15 protein-coding genes are annotated in these 18,902 nt (G+C 50.6%); 6 read left to right on the forward strand and 9 right to left on the reverse strand.

Annotated features, from left to right (window positions below):
- Positions 1-15: 15 nt before the first annotated feature.
- The gene (locus MKQ68_RS12965; protein ID WP_264279499.1) at positions 16-615 is read right to left on the reverse strand and encodes an RNA polymerase sigma factor; all 600 of its coding nucleotides are present in this window, start codon (positions 613-615) and stop codon (positions 16-18) included.
- Positions 616-682: 67 nt separating this feature from the next.
- A complete protein-coding gene (locus tag MKQ68_RS12970; RefSeq protein WP_244843556.1) occupies positions 683-1,105 on the reverse strand; it encodes an OsmC family protein in 423 nt (140 codons plus the stop codon).
- Between the two features lie 156 nt (positions 1,106-1,261).
- On the opposite strand from MKQ68_RS12970, the gene MKQ68_RS12975 reads away from it, so the two are divergent.
- On the forward strand, positions 1,262-2,593 hold the full coding sequence (locus MKQ68_RS12975; protein WP_264279500.1) for an NAD(P)/FAD-dependent oxidoreductase: 1,332 nt from the start codon (positions 1,262-1,264) through the stop codon (positions 2,591-2,593).
- Positions 2,594-2,845: 252 nt separating this feature from the next.
- On the opposite strand, the gene MKQ68_RS12980 is transcribed toward MKQ68_RS12975, so the two are convergent.
- From MKQ68_RS12980 to MKQ68_RS12990, 3 genes are all read right to left on the reverse strand, one after another.
- A complete protein-coding gene (locus tag MKQ68_RS12980; protein WP_244843555.1) occupies positions 2,846-3,058 on the reverse strand; it encodes a hypothetical protein in 213 nt (70 codons plus the stop codon).
- Between the two features lie 620 nt (positions 3,059-3,678).
- Complete coding sequence (locus MKQ68_RS12985; protein WP_264279501.1) at positions 3,679-4,317, reverse strand: NAD(P)-dependent oxidoreductase; 639 nt, start codon at positions 4,315-4,317, stop codon at positions 3,679-3,681.
- A 72-nt stretch (positions 4,318-4,389) separates the two neighbouring features.
- On the reverse strand, positions 4,390-5,196 hold the full coding sequence (locus MKQ68_RS12990) for a helix-turn-helix domain-containing protein (RefSeq protein WP_244843553.1): 807 nt from the start codon (positions 5,194-5,196) through the stop codon (positions 4,390-4,392).
- Positions 5,197-5,438: 242 nt separating this feature from the next.
- On the opposite strand from MKQ68_RS12990, the gene MKQ68_RS12995 reads away from it, so the two are divergent.
- From MKQ68_RS12995 to MKQ68_RS13015, 5 genes are all read left to right on the forward strand, one after another.
- Positions 5,439-5,894, forward strand: coding sequence for a DoxX family protein (locus MKQ68_RS12995; protein WP_264279502.1), 456 nt, complete (start codon positions 5,439-5,441; stop codon positions 5,892-5,894).
- Between the two features lie 179 nt (positions 5,895-6,073).
- On the forward strand, positions 6,074-7,495 hold the full coding sequence (locus MKQ68_RS13000; RefSeq protein WP_264279503.1) for a glycoside hydrolase family 125 protein: 1,422 nt from the start codon (positions 6,074-6,076) through the stop codon (positions 7,493-7,495).
- A gap of 31 nt (positions 7,496-7,526) precedes the next feature.
- Positions 7,527-9,479, forward strand: coding sequence for a glycoside hydrolase family 97 protein (locus MKQ68_RS13005; protein ID WP_264279504.1), 1,953 nt, complete (start codon positions 7,527-7,529; stop codon positions 9,477-9,479).
- Between the two features lie 65 nt (positions 9,480-9,544).
- A complete protein-coding gene (locus MKQ68_RS13010; RefSeq protein ID WP_264279505.1) occupies positions 9,545-10,846 on the forward strand; it encodes a M23 family metallopeptidase in 1,302 nt (433 codons plus the stop codon).
- Between the two features lie 33 nt (positions 10,847-10,879).
- Positions 10,880-11,260, forward strand: a complete 381-nt coding sequence (locus MKQ68_RS13015; RefSeq protein ID WP_264279506.1) for a ribosomal maturation YjgA family protein — start codon at positions 10,880-10,882, stop codon at positions 11,258-11,260.
- A 38-nt stretch (positions 11,261-11,298) separates the two neighbouring features.
- On the opposite strand, the gene MKQ68_RS13020 is transcribed toward MKQ68_RS13015, so the two are convergent.
- From MKQ68_RS13020 to MKQ68_RS13035, 4 genes are read right to left on the reverse strand one after another with little or no spacing between them, the layout of a single operon-like run.
- On the reverse strand, positions 11,299-12,414 hold the full coding sequence (locus tag MKQ68_RS13020) for a glycoside hydrolase family 88/105 protein (RefSeq protein ID WP_264279507.1): 1,116 nt from the start codon (positions 12,412-12,414) through the stop codon (positions 11,299-11,301).
- An 8-nt stretch (positions 12,415-12,422) separates the two neighbouring features.
- Entirely contained in the window at positions 12,423-13,538 is a 1,116-nt protein-coding gene (locus MKQ68_RS13025; protein ID WP_264279508.1) for a SusE domain-containing protein, read from the reverse strand.
- A gap of 26 nt (positions 13,539-13,564) precedes the next feature.
- Positions 13,565-15,307 (reverse strand): RagB/SusD family nutrient uptake outer membrane protein, encoded by a 1,743-nt coding sequence (locus MKQ68_RS13030; RefSeq protein WP_264279509.1) that lies wholly within the window; start codon positions 15,305-15,307, stop codon positions 13,565-13,567.
- A gap of 56 nt (positions 15,308-15,363) precedes the next feature.
- The gene (locus MKQ68_RS13035) at positions 15,364-18,666 is read right to left on the reverse strand and encodes a TonB-dependent receptor (RefSeq protein WP_264279510.1); all 3,303 of its coding nucleotides are present in this window, start codon (positions 18,664-18,666) and stop codon (positions 15,364-15,366) included.
- Positions 18,667-18,902 lie beyond the last annotated feature (236 nt).

An 18,902-nucleotide genomic window follows, 5' to 3' on the forward strand; every position in this document is an offset into this window, starting at 1 on the left:
ACTCGTTTTTTCGAGTTAACATATTGGTAATATTGACCAGGAAGCTTTCAGTTGACGTACTGCGCGAAACATATGTGTTTTCACGGAGTTGAGCGATATATCGAGCAGACTGGCAATCTCCTCATAAGTAAAGCCTTCGTCGCGCTGGAGGCGGAACACCAGCTGCATTTGCGGGGGTAACGTGGCGACGAGCTGCTGCATACGTTCGGCTGCATATTTATAATGCAGTTGATCATCTGGCTGAGAAAAATGCGTATCCGCCGCTTCGGCGAGTGTTTCTTCCGGGAGGGAAAACTGTTGTTTCTGGCGACGGTAATAGTCGTATACTTTGTGCTTCACGGCTACGTAGAGATACGCGCCCAGGGTAGTATTGATTTGCAGGCGACTGCGCTGCTGCCATAACTGGCAGAACATCTCGGCTACAATATCTTCGGCCTCGTCGGTCGGGTAAGGCAGTAAGGTTTTTGTAAAGTGGCGCAGGCCCTCATAGTAGCGTTTAAAGATAGCATCAAACGCATCTTCGCTGCCGGAGATGAACAGTTGGAGATATTTGTCTTCATCAAATGATTGCCGCATCATTACAACGCGAAAGTAGAGCGAACGGGCGGCTTTCAATGTTAGCTTTTTATTAAGCCTGCGCTTGCAGGTAGGCCCGCCTGCATCGCGGACGGGCCACTGCTATTTATTTGTACGTCACTGTCAACGAAATAGGTGTAGCCGCCAGCGCTTTCGACACCGGGCAATTTTCCTTCGCCGCGTGCGCCACCTGGTTAAACTTTTCCTCACTTACACCGTCGATCAGGGAAGCGGTTACGTCCAGCTGAATACTGCTGATGCCCAGTGTAGCCACATCCAGTTCCACGGTCGCTTTGGTGTCGAGGCTGCCCGCAGTAATACCTTCCTGGGCCAGGAAGGCGCTGAGGGCCATGGTATAACAACCCGCATGTGCGGCACCGAGCAACTCCTCCGGATTGGTGCCAACACCGTCGGCAAAACGGCTGTTAAATGAGTATTGTGTGTGATTGAGTGTGGTAGTTTGTGTGGTGATGTCACCTTTACCTTCTTTGGTATTACCTTCCCAATGAGCGTTTGCAGTTCTTTTCATAATGAATTGTTTACTGCAAATATCCGTTCCCCGCCGCGGTAAATATTTACTAAACAAGGGAATCTATTGTCTAAACAATATGATGTTCCCCGCAACGTCATGTTCATCCCGGCCCGAAATCTGTTAAATGTTATCTTTACTAAAAAACCGTAGATTTTGTTACTGAACCTGGAGAAAATAGCCCATACAGATAAAAAGCGCGTAGTCATCATCGGCGGCGGCTTCGCGGGGCTGGAACTGGCCAAAACCCTTTCGAAGGCCGATTTACAGATCGTATTGATCGACAAGAACAACTACCATACGTTTCAGCCGCTGTTGTACCAGGTGGCCACCGCCGGACTGGAGGCATCCTCCATCATCCATCCGTACCGGCGTATTATGCAGGACCAGGAGAACTTCTTTTTCCGCATGGCCGAAGCCCAGTCGATCGACACAGCGACCAATACACTCGAAACTTCCATCGGGTTTATCCGGTACGACTACCTGGTAATCGCTACCGGTGCAACGGCTAACTTCTACGGCAATACGGTGCTGCAGGAAAAGGCCATCTCCCTTAAAAGTATTGAAGATGCGTTACTGCTCCGCAACACGATCATCAGCAATTTCGAAAAGGCGCTACAGGTCAATGACGAAGAGCAGCTGAACAGTCTTATGGACTTCGTGATCGTAGGCGGCGGGCCTACCGGTGTGGAGATTGCCGGGGCGCTGAGTGAATTACGCAAACACGTATTCCCCAAGGGCTTCCGCGAGCTGGATTTTGTGAACATGGATATTCACCTCATACAGAGTGGCCCCGACCTGCTGAAAGGCATGTCTCCCAAGGCTTCTAAAAAAGCGTATGAATACCTGGAAGGCTTCGGCGTAAAGGTATGGCTCAACCGCCGGGTAAAGTCGTTCGACGGCTACAAAGTAACCCTTGACAATGGCGAGCAGTTATGTTCCCGTATTCTCATATGGGCGGCGGGTGTTACCGGCGCACCAGTGGAGGGCCTCAAAGCAGAGAGTATGAAAGGCAACCAATACCTGGTAGATCAATACAACCGTGTATCCGGCTACGACAACATTTTCGCCCTGGGCGACATCGCGGCGATGGTGAGCCCTGAGCATCCGGATGGCTGCCCGATGCTGGCACAACCCGCCATACAGCAAGGACGTAACCTTGGCCACAACATCCTCCGTTACCAGGCCGGCAAAAAGCCTAAACCCTTCCGCTACAACGACCGTGGCAGTATGGCCACTATCGGTCGCAACAAAGCCGTAGCAGATCTTAAACTATTCAACCGTGAGATTCGCACCCAGGGCTTCCGTGCCTGGCTGATCTGGATGTTCATCCACCTGATATCGATTATAGGATTCAGGAACCGGTTGGTGGTGCTGATCAACTGGGTGTGGAAATACCTGCGTTACGATGCCGGTATCGGCGTGATCATCGGGGCCAGGAAAGAAAACACACCGGTGGAGGAGTCGGTGGAAAAGGCAAGAATATAAAAACCCCGTGCTACGACAAACACAGGGTAGTTTCTATGGGATTCCATTCCTGTAAGTAATCAGTTCACAGGGGGTGTCCCTGTCAATTAAATGCCTTAATGAATCTTCTGTACTAATACATGTCATAAGTGTCAGCGCCCTCCCTGCGTGATTTGAGAATAAGAACGTTATCAAAGCTATGCCGGCAGCACAGCTTTGATAACTTTTTGTGGGCTAACGGGATGAAGGACTTATCTGTGTTGCGGTAAAGTTTTACGGCTGGTCCTCACTGTCCTCAGTTTCCGCTCCTTGCTCGGTACCGTCCCATTCTACTTCTTCCGCTTCGTCTTCAGACAAATCGTTCTCTTCCAGGTCTTCCTCATCCAATATTGGCGAGCCATCGTCCTCTACAGGAGCGGTGTCGTCAACAGCATTCTCATCTTCCTCACTGAGGGGATCCTTTGGGTCAATTTCTTCGGGTAACATAATGTTTCGTTTTAAGGGTGATGAAATAACTTCACCTACACCCGGCAAATTATAATCCCGGTTAGGGTGTGAACCTGCCCCATCCACTTAAACTGAATGCCCGCCAAAATATGTTTTTATTTAAGATGTTTCTACGGCCGCGACGCCGTGCAATTATTTCCCTGCCAGTGGGGAGCTGTACCAATGAAAAGCCCCACGCTAAACAGCGCGGGGCGACTTTTTTGGCCTAAACAACTTTAGTTAAACAGTTAAATGTTTGATGTCAATTAAATTTCAATAATCCTAATGATACATGTCCTAATGAAATTCATCCCTTTGGATGAAACCTTTTTGTTTTTCTATCCTATTCATAAATGAAAGTCGACGCCCTCCTCACGGTTACTTTTGATTTACCATATCCGCGGGGGAAATAGCAAATAGCAAACCGTGCCCTGGCCATAAAGCCACCCCATCCATTAAGGAGCCTATTTATGCTATGTTACGTAACTTTTCCACATATTATTTACACCTAACTGTCATGCACACACTGTATAAATCTGTAGAAAATTGTTGCAGATGATACGCATTAAAGAATTGTTATTATTTGTTGCGTTGATATGTTAACGCTATTGTAATGATCCCTAGTAACTGATGCCTGCCGTTTTACGCAAATACACTTTCGTCGTTAACTGCTTCAACATAAAATCCGCCACATCTGCGCGCGATACTTTTACTGCGATGGTATTATCGTTCGCCGGGAAACCATGTTTGTAATTCCTCGTCAGCGGCCCGTCTGTAAGGTTGCCCGGGCGTACGATCGTCCACTCGAGGGTGCTGTGTTTTACATGTTCTTCCTGTAAGGCATGATCTGCAAAGCCTTTTTTCAGGAGCAACGGCACGATCAGGTATTTAAAGTAGAACGGGGTACGATCGAGCACTTTGCGGCTGTCGCCGTAACCGAGCGATGTTTGGCAAACGAGGCGGTTAACGTCATTACTCTCCATTCCCCTGATGATATTGTAAGTACCCTCCGAACGAAGCACGCCGGTCTTATTAGGAGGAGCGCCGATCGTGTTTAGTACGGCATCGTGACCTTTAATAGCAGCGGCCACACTGGCGGGGTTCAGTACATCGCCTTTTACGGTAGTTAACTGGGGGTGATGCAATTGCAGGCGGGACGGATCTCTTACAAAAGCAGTTACCTGGTGCCCTTGTTCCAGGGCCTGCGTTACAAGATGTTTACCGGTTCCGCCGGTAGCGCCGAAAATAATCAGTTTCATCTTAGTTTGATTTTATACCTCAAAACTAAGACGCATCGCAAGCGTAAAATAGAACGAAACCGACAAAGTAGCTTATCGCTTCAGCGGGGCGAGATTATCCATCAGCAACGCGGCCTGTTGCTGGTACTGTTTGGGCGAGCAGCCGGCAAACTCTTTGAAGGCACGAATAAAGTGCGACTGGTCGGCGTAGTCGTTGTCAAAAGCTATGTCAGACAGCTTTTCGAAGTCGTTGTTGCGGAGTTGTTGCAGTGAGTTTTGAAACCGGCAGATGCGGGCGAATAAACCCGGCGGCATGCCTATGTATTGTTTGAAGCGGCGTTCGAAGCTGCGCTCTGTGAGGTTTACTTCGTCTCTTAATATTTTCATGGCGATCATACCGCTACTTTCCACCATTCTTGCGAGCGCATACTGCATTTGCGGATCATCGCGGCCCTGTTGTTTACGCACGAGTGTCAACAGGTATTCTGATAAGATGTTCAGCCGCTCCCCTTCTGCGGCGGCAGCCAGTTGCTCGTCCAGGTAAAACCCCTGTTTCTTTGCTTCAGGTTGAAGGTCGATGCAGGTATTTGTCAGATCATCTGCCTTCATCCCGAAAACAGATTGTAAGGCGTTCGGGCGGAAGAAGATGCCCGTCGCGGCAAAACTGCCTTCCATCCGGATAGTGGCATGATGCGTGGCCTGCCCGAACAAAAACACATGTGGCAATTGTTTGTTCTCCTGGAACATCAGGCCTTTGTCCGAATGTTGAAATATAAGCCCCGGGCAGCCGTCCGCAATCGTGCGGAACTCGCTCACCGGTTTGTCGCGGCTTTCCAGCACCCAATAACATCGGATGTAAGGCTGCAGGTAGGCGGGCGGCGCTATTTGCTTAAAATTCATACTTTGAAGATAATACAAAATACCTTCGTTACGGGCGCATTTTCCCCAATTATTATCTCGTAAAAACAATTAATGAGGTAATGAAGCAGCCTTTGGCACAACTTATGAGATATTAATAGCGTATGTTCATTTACGGGACCATTCCACGCTGAAAAACCATACTGGTAGCTGAACCTTTTGCCAAGGACGGCTGTTAAAACTGTAAACCCTTAGTAATCAACGCTCACCAAATACACCAAACTATGGCAAAAACCTTCGCACAATCATTACTTGGCCGGCCGGGATATTCGAATGGAGTATCGCTCGTGCTGTTGATCCTGAGAGTGGTCGTGGGCATTGCTTTTATGTATCACGGCTGGGGAAAAATTCAACAACCCCTTAGCTGGAACTCGCCCGAATCGCCGCTCGCAATACCCGCTATATTCCAGTTGCTGGCAGCTGTATCTGAATTTGGAGGCGGCATCGCGCTTGTACTCGGCCTCGTTACGCCCATCGCTGCATTTGGCATCGCGGTAACGATGGCGGTAGCGGTATACATGCATGCCGTGATTTTCAAACAACCGTTCGTGGATATGGCAGGTGGACCGTCTTTCGAACTCGCACTTGTGTACTTAGCGATCGCATTGGTGCTGATGGTCATCGGCCCCGGCAAGTATTCGATCGACTACCGTTTATTCACGCCAAAAGCAAGACATTAAAGGCGCTCTTATTTATCTGTTCATATAGAAAACACAAAGCCGGGTACGACCCGGCTTTTGTTATTTTACGCGCTTTTGGAAAACCGCACCTGTGCTAATGCTAAATCGAAAAACTTTAGCTTTCCTTTACCCATACAAACCCTTATCTTTATCCCGCTAAAAAAAACCACGATTTGAAAATGGAAAGAAGAAATTTCCTCAGGAATGCGAGCGTTATCGGCGCCGGCCTGTTGCTTGCCGACAAAGTTGCTTTTGCTGCGCCTCCCATGGCTTTTCCCGTTGTGAGAACACCGGCGGCAAAAAGAAAGTTCACTTCTCAGGCAGTAGAGAACGCCATCGCAGAGTTTAAAAAGAATGTGAAGAATGAAGAGCTGGGCTGGTTGTTCGAGAACTGCTTCCCTAACACGCTTGACACTACAGTGTTTCACGAAGTAAAAAATGGCGTGCCCGATACGTACGTAATTACAGGTGATATCGATGCGATGTGGCTGCGCGACAGCTCCGCACAGGTATGGCCGTACATGCAGTTCGTAAAACAGGACAAACCTCTGCAGGACCTCATTGCTGGCGTTATCAACCGTCAAACCGCCTGCATCCTGAAAGATCCATATGCGAACGCTTTCTACGGCGATCCGAATAAAAAGGGCGAATGGTTCTCTGACCATACGGCGATGCAACCAGGTGTACACGAACGTAAATGGGAGATCGACTCAATCTGTTACCCCATCCGTCTTGCTTACAACTACTGGAAAATAAGCGGCGATACCAAACCTTTTAACGAAGACTGGAAAAAAGCGATCGCTGCGATCCTGAAAACGTTTAAAGAACAGCAGCGTAAAAGTGACCTGGGCCCGTACAAGTTCCAGCGCTCTACCCCACACGCTACGGATACACAACCGATGAGCGGTTACGGCTACCCGGTTAAACCAGTCGGACTGATTTGCTCCGCTTTCCGTCCGAGCGACGATGCCACGGTATACCAGTTCCTCATCCCTTCTAACTTCTTCGCCCTGGTAAGCCTTCGCGAAGCGGCAGAAATGGTGAAAACGATTTCCAAAGACAATACGCTCGCTGCAGAACTCACGGCCCTGGCCAACGAGGTAGATGCGGCACTTAAGAAGTACGGCACGTTCAACCACGCGAAGTACGGTAAGATCTACGCCTTCGAAACAGACGGCTACAGCAGCTTTAACATCATGGATGATTCCAACGTTCCGAGCCTGCTTTCTATGCCTTACCTTAACGCAGTGAAACTGAACGATGCGGTGTACCAGAATACCCGTCGTTTTGTACTGTCGCTGGACAACCCTTACTTCTTCAAAGGCACCGCTGCTGAAGGTATTGGCGGTCCGCACGTTGGTCGCGATATGATCTGGCCGATGAGTATTACCATGCGTGGTTTAACCAGCACGAACGATGCAGAGATCAAAACCTGTATTGACCAGTTGCGCAAAACCCATGGCGACACCGGCTTTATGCACGAAGCGTTCCACAAAGACGATCCGAAAAAGTTCACCCGCTCCTGGTTTGCCTGGGCCAATACGCTGTTCGGCGAATTCCTCTGGAAGGTGTACAAAGAAAGACCACACTTGCTGAAATAACCCATCAACTTAGATTTTAAATAACTTCTGCATGTCCATAACCAAATCACTTGCAGCGGCAGGCCTCCTGCTGCTGCAAGCGGGCATCATCCATGCCCAGCAGCCCTATCAGCTGCAATCACCCGATGGTAAAATTAAGGTGGAGATCAGTGTGAGTGACAGTGTATACTATACCGTACACGTAGATGGAAAAGCCCTTACCGACAAAGCCGCTATCGGCTTACAGACCAGCGCTGCCAAAGCCGGTCCGTTAAAAGTAAAAAGCTGGAAAACCTCCGGCACAGATGCCATACTCGAACCGATCGTATGGCAAAAAAGCAAAACGATTACCGACAAACACAACCACATGCGCATCGACCTGACGAACGGTCTGTCGCTGGAATGGCGCGCCTATAACGAAGGCATCGCCTGGCATTGGTTATCTTCCCACAAAGGAAATTATACGGTACTGGCCGAACAGGCCGGCTTCCGCTTCGATCCGCAGGGCCGCAGCTGGTATCCGCAGGAAGATGAGTTTTTTTCGCATAACGAACGCCTGTACAAAAACTACCGGATCGACAGCATCGATCAGCGCAAACTGGCTAGCCTGCCCGCTTTGTTCGATGTTAAAGGCGTGAAGGTACTGCTTACCGAATCCGACCTGTTTAACTACCCGGGCATGTGGCTGCGTGGTAAAGGCGACGGCCGCCTGGGAGGCGTATTCCCCGCTTATCCAAAAGAGAAAAAGATAACCAGCGACCGCGATGAAAAAGTAACGGCACGCGAAAATTACCTTGCGCGCGTCAATGGTCCGCAGTCTTTCCCCTGGCGCATTATGATGATTGCCCGCGAAGACAAAGACCTGCTGGCCAACCAACTGCCCTACCTGCTGGCCCGTCCTGCAAAAGGCGACTATAGCTGGATTAAGCCCGGTAAGGTGCAATGGGACTGGTGGCATTACAACAACGTGTACAATGTGGATTTTGAGTCGGGCATCAACAACGCGACTTACAAATACTACATTGATGTGGCCGCAAAATACGGCATCGAATACGTATTACTCGACGAAGGCTGGTGCGATACCCGCGACCTATTGAAGCTGAAGCCCGGCATCGACATCGCTGAGCTGTCGGCGTATGCTAAAAGTAAGGGCGTAGACCTGCTCCTGTGGAGCAGCTGGCTGGTGCTGGATAAGCAGCTCGATACGGCATTGGACCAGTTCCGGAAATGGGGTATCAAGGGTATTAAAGTCGACTTCATGCAGCGCGACGACCAGGAAATGGTGAATTACTACGAACGCGTTGCGAAAGCCGCGGCGGCGCGTCATATGCTGGTAGACTTCCACGGAGCGTACAAACCTACCGGCTGGTTGCGCAGCATGCCCAATGTGATGACGTCAGAAGGTGTATTTGGTAACGAGATCAGCAAGTTTGCCGGCTCCATCACCCCGGAACATACTGCCACCTTACCGTTCACCCGTATGGCCGCCGGTCCGATGGACTTCACTCCCGGCGGTATGGTCAACGTGCAGAAAGATCAGTTTGCGGTAGTGCCTGCCGAACCCAATACACTCGGTACCCGTTGCAACCAGATGGCTATGTATGTAGTGTTTGAAAGTCCACTCCAGATGTTATGCGACATTCCGACCCACTACCTGCGCGAGCCGGAGTGCATGCAGTTCCTGGGCCCTGTACCGGCAGTATGGCAGCAAACCGTTCCCCTACAGTCGAAGGTAGGCGACTACGTGGCGATTGCCCGCCAGGCGCCGAACGGCAACTGGTATGTGGGTGCCATGACCGACTGGAGCGAGCGGGAACTTGATGTGAAGCTGGACTTCCTGCCTGCAGGCAATTACAAGGTGTCTGTATGGAAAGACGGCGTAAATGCGAACAAGAACGCGAAAGATTACAAGATGGAAACCCTGTCTGCGACCAACGCGACCAATCTGCATATTAAGATGGCGAAAGGTGGTGGATATGTTGCCGTAATTGAAGCAGTGAAGTAAGTATACAAAAATTGTTAACAAAGGGCTGTTCTGCGGAGCGGCCCTTTTTTTGTTGCTGTATTGCCATGAAACAATATGCCCTTTTAGCCCTCATAGCGGCCACGTATTGTTGGGCCGGCTGTAAAAGCCCTGCACCCGGGCTGTTCGGCAAGCGTACCCCGCATGAAATGTACAGTGCCCGCATCAGCGATGCCGGTCTGGAACAAACCGCCCTGGGCAGGTTGTGGAAAGCCGCAGCCGCTCAAAGTCTTTCCCAACCAGTAACGGTGAATCTTCCCTACAGCGAAGAAGGCTATTTTTCGGCAGATAAGCCGCTGGCCCTTGGCTTACGCTTTATTGTAAAACGCGGCGAAAAAGTGCGTATTGCCCTTTCCGTCAATTCCCGCCCCCGTGCTATCGTGTATCTCGATTTATGGGAGATGCGTCCTGATGGCCCGAAGGCACTTGCTGCCGCCGACACCGCCGCCAGCATACTTGAATACGAACCGGATGCGAGTACCAGCCTGCTCGTGCGCATGCAACCCGAACTGCTCACGAGTGGCGATTACACGCTGAACATTACCACCGGCCCCTCACTCGCCTTCCCTGTACAAGGTGGCAACCGCGCCAGCATTGGCAGCTTATGGGGTGCCGACCGTGACGGTGGTGCCAGGCGGCATGAAGGCATCGACATATTCGGTAAAAAACGTACGCCCTTACTGGCCGTAGCCCCCGGCACCGTGAACCGCGTCGAGTCTACTAACCTGGGTGGCAAAGTAGTATGGTTACGGCCAGAGGGAAAAGACTACAGCGTGTATTATGCTCACCTGGACGAGCAGCTCGTCCGCTCCGGCCAGCGCGTACAAACAGGCGACACGGTAGGCTTGCTGGGCAATACCGGCAACGCCAAACACACCGCGCCGCACCTGCATTTTGGCATCTACACTTTTGGTGGCGCAGTCGATCCGCTCCCATTCGTAAACCCACTGGTTAAAACGCCCCCACGCGTTACCGGCAGTCCGGATATACAACGCGTCAGAACAAAAGCAGCCACCACCAAAATATATCATGCTCCGAACAGCGACACCGGCTTTCATAGCGTGCCGCAACATACGTTTATGTCGGTACAGGCGGCCATGGCCGGCTACTATCGTGTATCCCTGCCCGATGGGCGGGAGGGCTATGTGAATACGGGCAGCGTGGTGGGTCTTGGTACACCGTTACGGCAGCTGCCGGTAAAAACAGCAGCCGTTATTCGTGAGGCGCCGGATTCGTTGGCACCACGTAAGTTGCAGCTCGCCGCCGGGACTAAGGTGGCGGTGTTGGCGAGTTATAACCGGTATCACTTTGTACAGCATGAGGGTACCGAGGGGTGGATTGAATTGTAAATACCTTAACTTGCCCCCTCATCTATTCATTACATGTTTCGTTTTCACAAAGGTTATTTCTTCCTATCCCTCGCACTTTTCGCTATCGAAATTTACATCGCCCTCTACGTCCGCGATGAAATCATCCGCCCTTACGTAGGCGATTTCCTGGCAGTGATATGGTTATATACTTTACTACGCGCGTTCGTCAATATCCGCACCTTTCCTGCAGCGATCGCGGTGTTACTTTTCGCGTACGCGCTGGAAACAGCGCAATACTTTCAGTTAGTTAAACGCCTGGGCCTCGGGCATTCGCGTTTCTTTAATATCGTTATCGGCAACCGCTTCGAATGGGTGGACATGATTGCTTATACGGCAGGGATTGCAGCGGTATTGATCGTTGAGAAACTAAGGACCAAAAAAGGCCGGCTATAGAGCCGGCCCGGTCATTTGACAACCAAAGTTTGCACTTCTTACTTTTCCGCTAATGCCGTGGCACACCATAGAATGGGTGCCTGTCCGTGCATATCGCCGGTAATGCGGCGGCGGTCCAGGTAATATTGTTTTTCATTCTTTTTATTAGTGCCTTCGCATACCTCGCGCACATCGCCGTTTTCATCGATGTATCCTACCAACGCCAGCCAGGCTTTACGCGCTACATCGCCGTATTCACGAGCGGGCAGCCAGCCTTTCTTTACGCCGCTGATCATCGCATAAGCGAACATGCCGGTGCAGGAAGTCTCCGGCCACGACGCAGGTTCATCGATCAGTTGCCGCCACATGCCGTCGGCGGACTGATACTGTTTCAGGGAAGCCATCATTTTTCGGTAGCCTTCCAGGATGCGAGGTCGGTATTGGCTACTCTCCGGCAAAGTGCGTAACAACTCGGTCATACCCGCGGCCATCCAGCCATTACCGCGACCCCAGAAAAAGGGCACGTCCGGTGCGTGATAGAACAAACCGTTAGGGCGCTGGATCGAATCGAGATACATCACCATTTCTTTCGCCGCACGGTCAATGTACTTACGATCACCGGTTGCGACGTAGGCCTGCGCCTGCACGGCCGTGATCATAAACATATCATCGATCCACAAACGGGTTTGCCAGGTCATGCCCATTTTCAGCCAGCGCAGGTGACTTTCCTTCCCGCCCGTCGGTGCCTCCCATTGGGAAACAGCGAAAGGCAAACCCATGTCAAGATAGCGTGGCTCCTTCGTTTGCACGTACAACTGTAGCGGCACAGTGCCAAACACGTTATGGTCTACGTGATCTTTCTTCGGCAAGAGGCGCTGCTCGGTCGTAAATAACGGTTCGAACCGTTCTTTCAACCGGACCGCCAGCTTACTATCCGCTACAGCTGCAAAACGTAACGCACCCAACCAGGCACACACTTCCGGATAGGTAATGTCACCCGGCGGTTTTGGGCTTCCAAAGTTCGGATGCGGTGTAGCTAAAAAGCGTTGGGTTACTATTACCCCGACTTCCTTCGCCGTAAAACCTTTCGGCATCTTGCGCAATGCAGACTGCGCCCCGGCGTTCACCACGATCAGCATCAGCATCAAAACGCCTGTCCATTTCTTCATCATCATGCTCCGCTTTAATAGGTAATTTCATGTGTATAAGCTCCACCTGTACCGAATTTCACGTAAATGTTCGCCCTTATGGATTCCTGTCGGAACTTATAGGTAAAGTCCCACTGGGAGTTGTCGGCCGGCAGCAGGTTATAATAAGCAGCAGGAGTGCTGGCTGTTGGTCTGCCGCCACTGTCTTTCGCCGAATAACCATAGAACTTCACGGTTTCCACACCCTGCGCATCGGCTTCCATCACCCGGAATTTATAGCGCTCGTCTTTACCCGTATACGCTACCGTCGTGTTCAGCGACTGCCAGATACCATTTTTATCATACGTCAGCGGAACAGTTACATCATTGCTGAACGCAAACCAGAGTCCTACCGATTTGATCTCCACCACCGCTGCCTGTCCTGTATTGAAGTTCAGGGTAATACGATATGGTTTCGGGGCGCTGGCCGGACTCGCCACCGCTGCGCCATCCAATACAACACCATTTTCCGCGATAAAGCTTTCAGGTGTACCAGTATTAGCGTTAACGAAATGAAAATCACCCGCTGTTAATGCAGTAAATACTTCGAACACTCCGTCTGTCAACTTCTTCATCCTGATCGCTTTAGCCAGGTCCGCACCAGCCTCCGTGGCGGAGCCGGACAAATACAGCTCATTCGGACTGGCCACCGTACCTAAAGGCCGCCCTATTTCCATCACACGTGTTTCTGCAGAAGTTGTATTCACCACTCCATTAGATGCGTAAATACGCCATTTCAATTTCCCCTTCGCTCCGGCCGCAACACCTGCTGTAGCGGCAATCTTATTTAACTGCTGATGGGTGAGCTGCAGTTTGGTAACGATCGCACCACTATCGGTCTGGCCCGTATAAACAGGCTGTGAAAAATCACCACTTTCCCTGTCGATCTGCAATTTGTAGTAAGCCTGGGTATAGTCGCCGGTTTTGGCTTTATCCCAATCGAACAGCAGCACCGCGTTCGTCAGCCTGTCCAGCACCATTGTCGTGTTTTGTTCGGGCGCTAACAGAGGCGGCGCATCGATCGTGGTATGAATATCAGTTTCAAAGTCGTTCTGATCGCAGGCGGAGCATAAGGCTGCGATGCAGGTTATAGCGAAAACAATACGTTTCATGTATAAAAATTTGGGTTCGGAAAAGTTTACCATCCTGGATTTTCCACGAGGTTCTTATTACGGTTTAATTCACCCTGTACAATGTTCCACAGGTAATATTTTTTGTGGAAGATGCGGGTCTCGAACAGGGTACGTTTAAAAAATTCCGCATTGTTTCTCGCCTCGATATTCATCCCGTAAAAGGCACCGCCGTCGGTTTGTTCTGCAATCTTCCAGCGACGGGTATCGAAGTAGCGATGGTTCTCAAATGCCAACTCTATCCTGCGTTCCCGGCGAATAGCTTCGCGCATCGCTTCCTGGCTGGCAGGTGCAGGCAACGAAGGATCACCGTATAAAGTGATACCAGCACGCTCACGGATCAGGTTGAGGTATTTCAATACGTCTGCATTGCCATAATCGTACTCGTTTAACGCTTCTACATAATCGAGATAGATCTCTCCCAACCGCATATGTACTTCCATTCGTCCGGCCAAACGGTTTTGTACCAGGTCGGAGCTGGGATGCACGAACTTCCGCATACCATATCCGGTGCGTGACCAGTTAGCGCCGGAGTATTTACCGCTGTTGCCACCGTTAAACATCTCCACCGTGATAGGCTGGTTGTTCGTGCCCGCCACGTTGTTGATCCATTTGCTGCCGTTATAGGTAATGCTCACGTAAAACCGCGGCTCCCGACCTACGTACATGTTATAAGTATTCGCAGTTGTATAAGCATCTGCCGTTGTAGAATAACCATTCTCTACGTAACCGGATAACGGATCCGTAATGCTGCGGCCATTGGCCATAAAGTAATCGTCGATGATCTGCTGCGTAGGCCCCCACGACGACCAACCGCCCACTTTATAAGGCGAACCGTTTTTGTCGAATGAGAACATATCGGTCACTTTCGCCATGATGATCTCCTTATTCCAATCCATCAGGAACAGGTTTTTATAAGATTTCATCGGGTCGATCTTACCATTTGTGATCTCTTTGTACAACTCGAAATAAGGCAGGTCGATTACGGCTTTCGCAGCATCGGCGGCTCTTTTCCACTTCTGTGGGTCGTAAGTAGCGTTGATCAGTACTTTGCCATCTTTGTTTTTGAAATCAGGGTAATCGGTATTACCGTTATAGAGCGGACTGGCGGCATACAGCAGCACACGGGCTTTGTAAGCCATCACCATGGCTTTTTTGATACGGCTGTAATCGCGCGTATTACTCTGCCACTCGGGCAGATCTTCCATGGACTTGTCCATTTCGCTTACTACATAATTCACACATTCGTCGAAGGAAGAACGGGGAATACTCATCTCTTCGATGGTTGCATCCGGCGCAATGGTTTTTTCGGGCATGAGCACGACCGGACCATATTGACGCATCAGCATAAAGTAAAAATAGGCACGCAGGAAACGCGCCTCGCCTTTAAAGTTCTGCAGTGTTTCGGGCGTCAGTTCTTTGTTTTCGTCGACTCTTTCGAGGAAGTAGGTAGCCGAGCGGATCGCCTTATAGTAGTGCGTCCAGAAGTTATAATCACCGCGGTTACGGTCCCAGTTACCCAGGTTCATGGCGTACGTCGCGTAGTTGTTGTAGGTGACATCCAGCTCGTCAGACAAGCCCTCCCAGGGCACGCCGGTGTTCCAGTCAACTTCGGAAATGATTTGTGAGTATACGTTTGACAGGTATTGCTCGGTGGTCACCTGGCGCTTGAACACATCGTCGATATTGAGGCGATCGTCGGGCACCTGGTTCAGGAAATCTTTTTGCAGGCAGACAGGAGCAACAGGCATCCCGCCGCCATACCGATATATCGTTTCGTCATCTTCATGATCGGTGAAGTTTTAAATTAAAAGGAGACATTGAAGCCAACACTGTAGGTTTTGATATTCGGGTAACGCGTACCACTACCGGAGCCCAGCTCGGGATCATACAACTTGAACGGACTAAACGTAAGCAGGTTGTAACCGATGAAGTAGATGCGCAGGCGCTGTACGGCCAGTTTAGACAAACTTCCTTTCGGTAAGGTATAGCCGAAGTCCAGCGTTTTCAACCGGAGGAAATCGCCTTTCATTACCCAATGACTGTTAGTAGCACCGTAGTTGAAATTCAAACCACTGCCATACGCCAGTCGCGGATAGAAGGCGTTCTGGTCCGGGTTTTCCACCGTCCAGCGATCTTTGATGTTCGCATACGGCGTACCTTTTGCGGCACCGGATTTGAAAGGCATAAACTCACTATCTCCCAGGTAAAAATCTACCAGCCCTGCACCCTGCCAGAACGCACCGAGCGAAAAGCCTTTGTAGCTCAACGTGGTACCAAAGCCGTAAATCAACTGCGGCACGGCGTGTCGACCAATAGGCATCTGATCATTCTGATCGATCACCCCGTCCTTATTTACGTCTCTGAACTTGATATCGCCGGCCTGTACCACGCCTGTCGTGCGGGCAACTGTTTTATCGTCTATCTCTGCCTGCGTGTAATAACCTTCTGCTATGTAGCCGAAACGCTGTCCGATCGCCTGCCCTCTTCTTTCGAGCCATGGATAAGGCTGGATGGGCTCATCGTTCTCAATTACCTCGTTACGGTTGTACGTAAGCGTACCACGGGCCGACAGTGAGAAGTCGTGCCACGCTTTGTTGTACTCGACAGATAAGTCCACGCCATTACTGTTCGCTGCACCCAGGTTGCCCAACAGAGAGCTCTGTAAACCAGTCGTGGCCGGCACGGCTGAACGCTGCAGGAATATGTTCGTACGTTTCCTGTCGAAATAATCCGCCTGGATCGTTAACGCATTGTTCAGCGTTCTGAACTCAATACCAATGTTCAGGTCTTTGGAGGTTTCCCAGGTCACGCTGGCCGGGTAGTCCTGTATTTCTATCCCACTAATACCATTTCCCCTGTCCTGGCCATAATAAAACTGACCCAGGTTTTTAGTCGTGCCGATATACGCGAAACGACGGCCGCCGATCAGGTTACTGTTGCCCACGATGCCGTAGGAACCGCGCAGCTTCAGCAATTGCACATAAGGCGTCAAAGTGCTGAAAAACTTCTCATTCGAAATCACCCAGCCTAGTGCGACAGATGGGAAGGCACCGAAACGTTTATCCGGCGCAAAGTTTTCCGCACCATTATAACCGAAGCTTACTTCTGCGAGATACCGGTCGTCGTAACCATAAGTGGCCCGGGCTACCATGCCCAGGCTGCGATAAGGCAACGAACCGATCAAATCACCTGCTGTAGCGCTGATACGGTCGTTCTGGTTATACAGCAGCAGGCCGCCCACGTTATGTAAGCCAAATGTGTTGTCATAGTTTAGCGCACCTTCAAAATAAAACTGCCTGGAACCACCACTGCTACGGCTAAAACCGAGATATTCCGAACCGCTGTTGTTATCCGTGCGCTCGTACACCAGGTCACCATTCGCGTCACGGTTGCGGGCGTAGTAAGTGTAGGGCGACTTCGTACGCGACATCCGGTTTTCGTTCGCGGCATCAAAGGAATACAGCATACGGGCCGACAACCCTTTCGTCCATCCGCTCAAATCCTGGCGCACGCTAATGTCCGAGTTAATCTGGTTACCGTACGTCGTTACATAGCCACGATTGGTAAGCAACGCATAAGGGTTAGAAGCACCGCCGCCGGTGGAAGTAAACGGCTCTTTCCCATCCGGGTACATTACCGGGTAAAGGATCGGGTACGTATCAAATGCTTTGGCAAAGATGTCGGACGTACCGGTGCCGGGATAGTTACCATTGGATATCCATCCTTTGATATTAAGATCGATATTGGTCGTTTTGGTCGCTTTGATGTTGAGGCTGGAGGTGAAGTTGTAACGCGTAAAGGCGATCTTGGAATCGTACTTCTGCAGGTTGTCTGTTTTAAACAAACCCTTTTCATCGTAGAAAGAAGCAGATACATAATATGTCGCTTTATCAGAACCACCGCGGATGTTGAGGTTAGCCTTCCGGTTGTTGCCGAACTTATTAAATAACTCATTCATCCAGTTTACATTAGGGAACAGGTACGGGTCTTCCTGCGTATGGGTTTTACGGATCGCTTCTTCTGAGAAGATAGGCGTACCGCCACGGGTCACACTCGCTTCATTCGCCATCTGCATGTAGGTCACGCCATCAGCGATGTCGGGCACCCGGGTAAAATTCGTGATGCCCTGATAGAAGTCGATATTGATGTCCGTTTTACCGGCGCGACCTCTTTTAGTGGTGATCAGGATCACCCCGTTCGCACCTTTTACGCCGTACACCGAAGTAGACGACGCATCTTTCAGGATCGTGAAGCTCTCGATATCGTTCGGGTCAAGGTTGTTGAAGGAGCGCTCCACACCATCCACCATGATCATAGGTCTGCTCGCATCCGAGTTGAGCGTAGCAATACCGCGTATCCACAGGTCGGCGCCATCCAATCCAGGTTCCGCACTGCGTTGTACGCCTACGATGCCGGATATACGTCCGGCCAATACGGTGGTAATGTTTGCTACGGGCTGTTTCAATTCCTGCACGGAAAGGCTCGACTGCGCCCCCAATGTGGCGATCTTACGTTGCTTTTGTCCGTATGCGACTACCACGACCTCGTCCAGCGCCTTTTTATCTTCCTGCAACACCACGTTGATCGTACGCTCCGTGCCTACAGGCTGCTCCTGTGGCAGGTAGCCGATGCTGGAAATAACGATGGTCGAATGCGGCGGCACTTTCAACATGTAATAGCCCTTTTCGTTGGCTGTTACCCCGTTCAGCGTGTTCTTCTGCTTAATGGTAGCGCCGATCAGCACCTCCCCTTTTGCGTTGGTCACGGTGCCGGCTATCACCACGGCCGTATCGGCCACGATGTTGCGCATCACGGGCTTTCGTTTAATCACGATCGTCTTTTCTACCAGCGACCAGGTGATCGGCGTACCGGCGAAACAACGTTCTATCACCGCTCCCAGTTCGCCATTCCGAACATGGAGGGTAATCGGCGGGGCCTTCTCCACCAGCTCTTCTTCGCAAAGGAAAGAAAGACCCGTTTGCTGCTGAATGGCCATAAATACACTATTCAGCGGCGCATTTTTAACAGACAGTGACACCTGTTGCGATACGCCCTTGGCGCTCACAGACAGGCATGCGGCCAGCATTATGATAGCGGTCCATCTCATTACACACAAGATTTTTTTACAGCGCAGGGCGCCTGATCGCTTACCCTTGCGGGGATCGATAAATGACATAAATTTGTACGGTTAGGTAAATAATCAGTTGTTCAAGTCGATTGTGCATTACCTCAACTTCCAGCCGGGAGCATTAGGCCGCTTCCGGCTTTTCATTTAATAACGTGGTAATGATCATAGTTGCGGCACGTGGAATACTAGTCAGTCATTTTTACAAACATTTTGGT

The sequence above is a fragment of the Chitinophaga horti genome (genome assembly GCF_022867795.2).
GTDB classification, from domain to species: Bacteria; Bacteroidota; Bacteroidia; order Chitinophagales; family Chitinophagaceae; genus Chitinophaga; species Chitinophaga horti.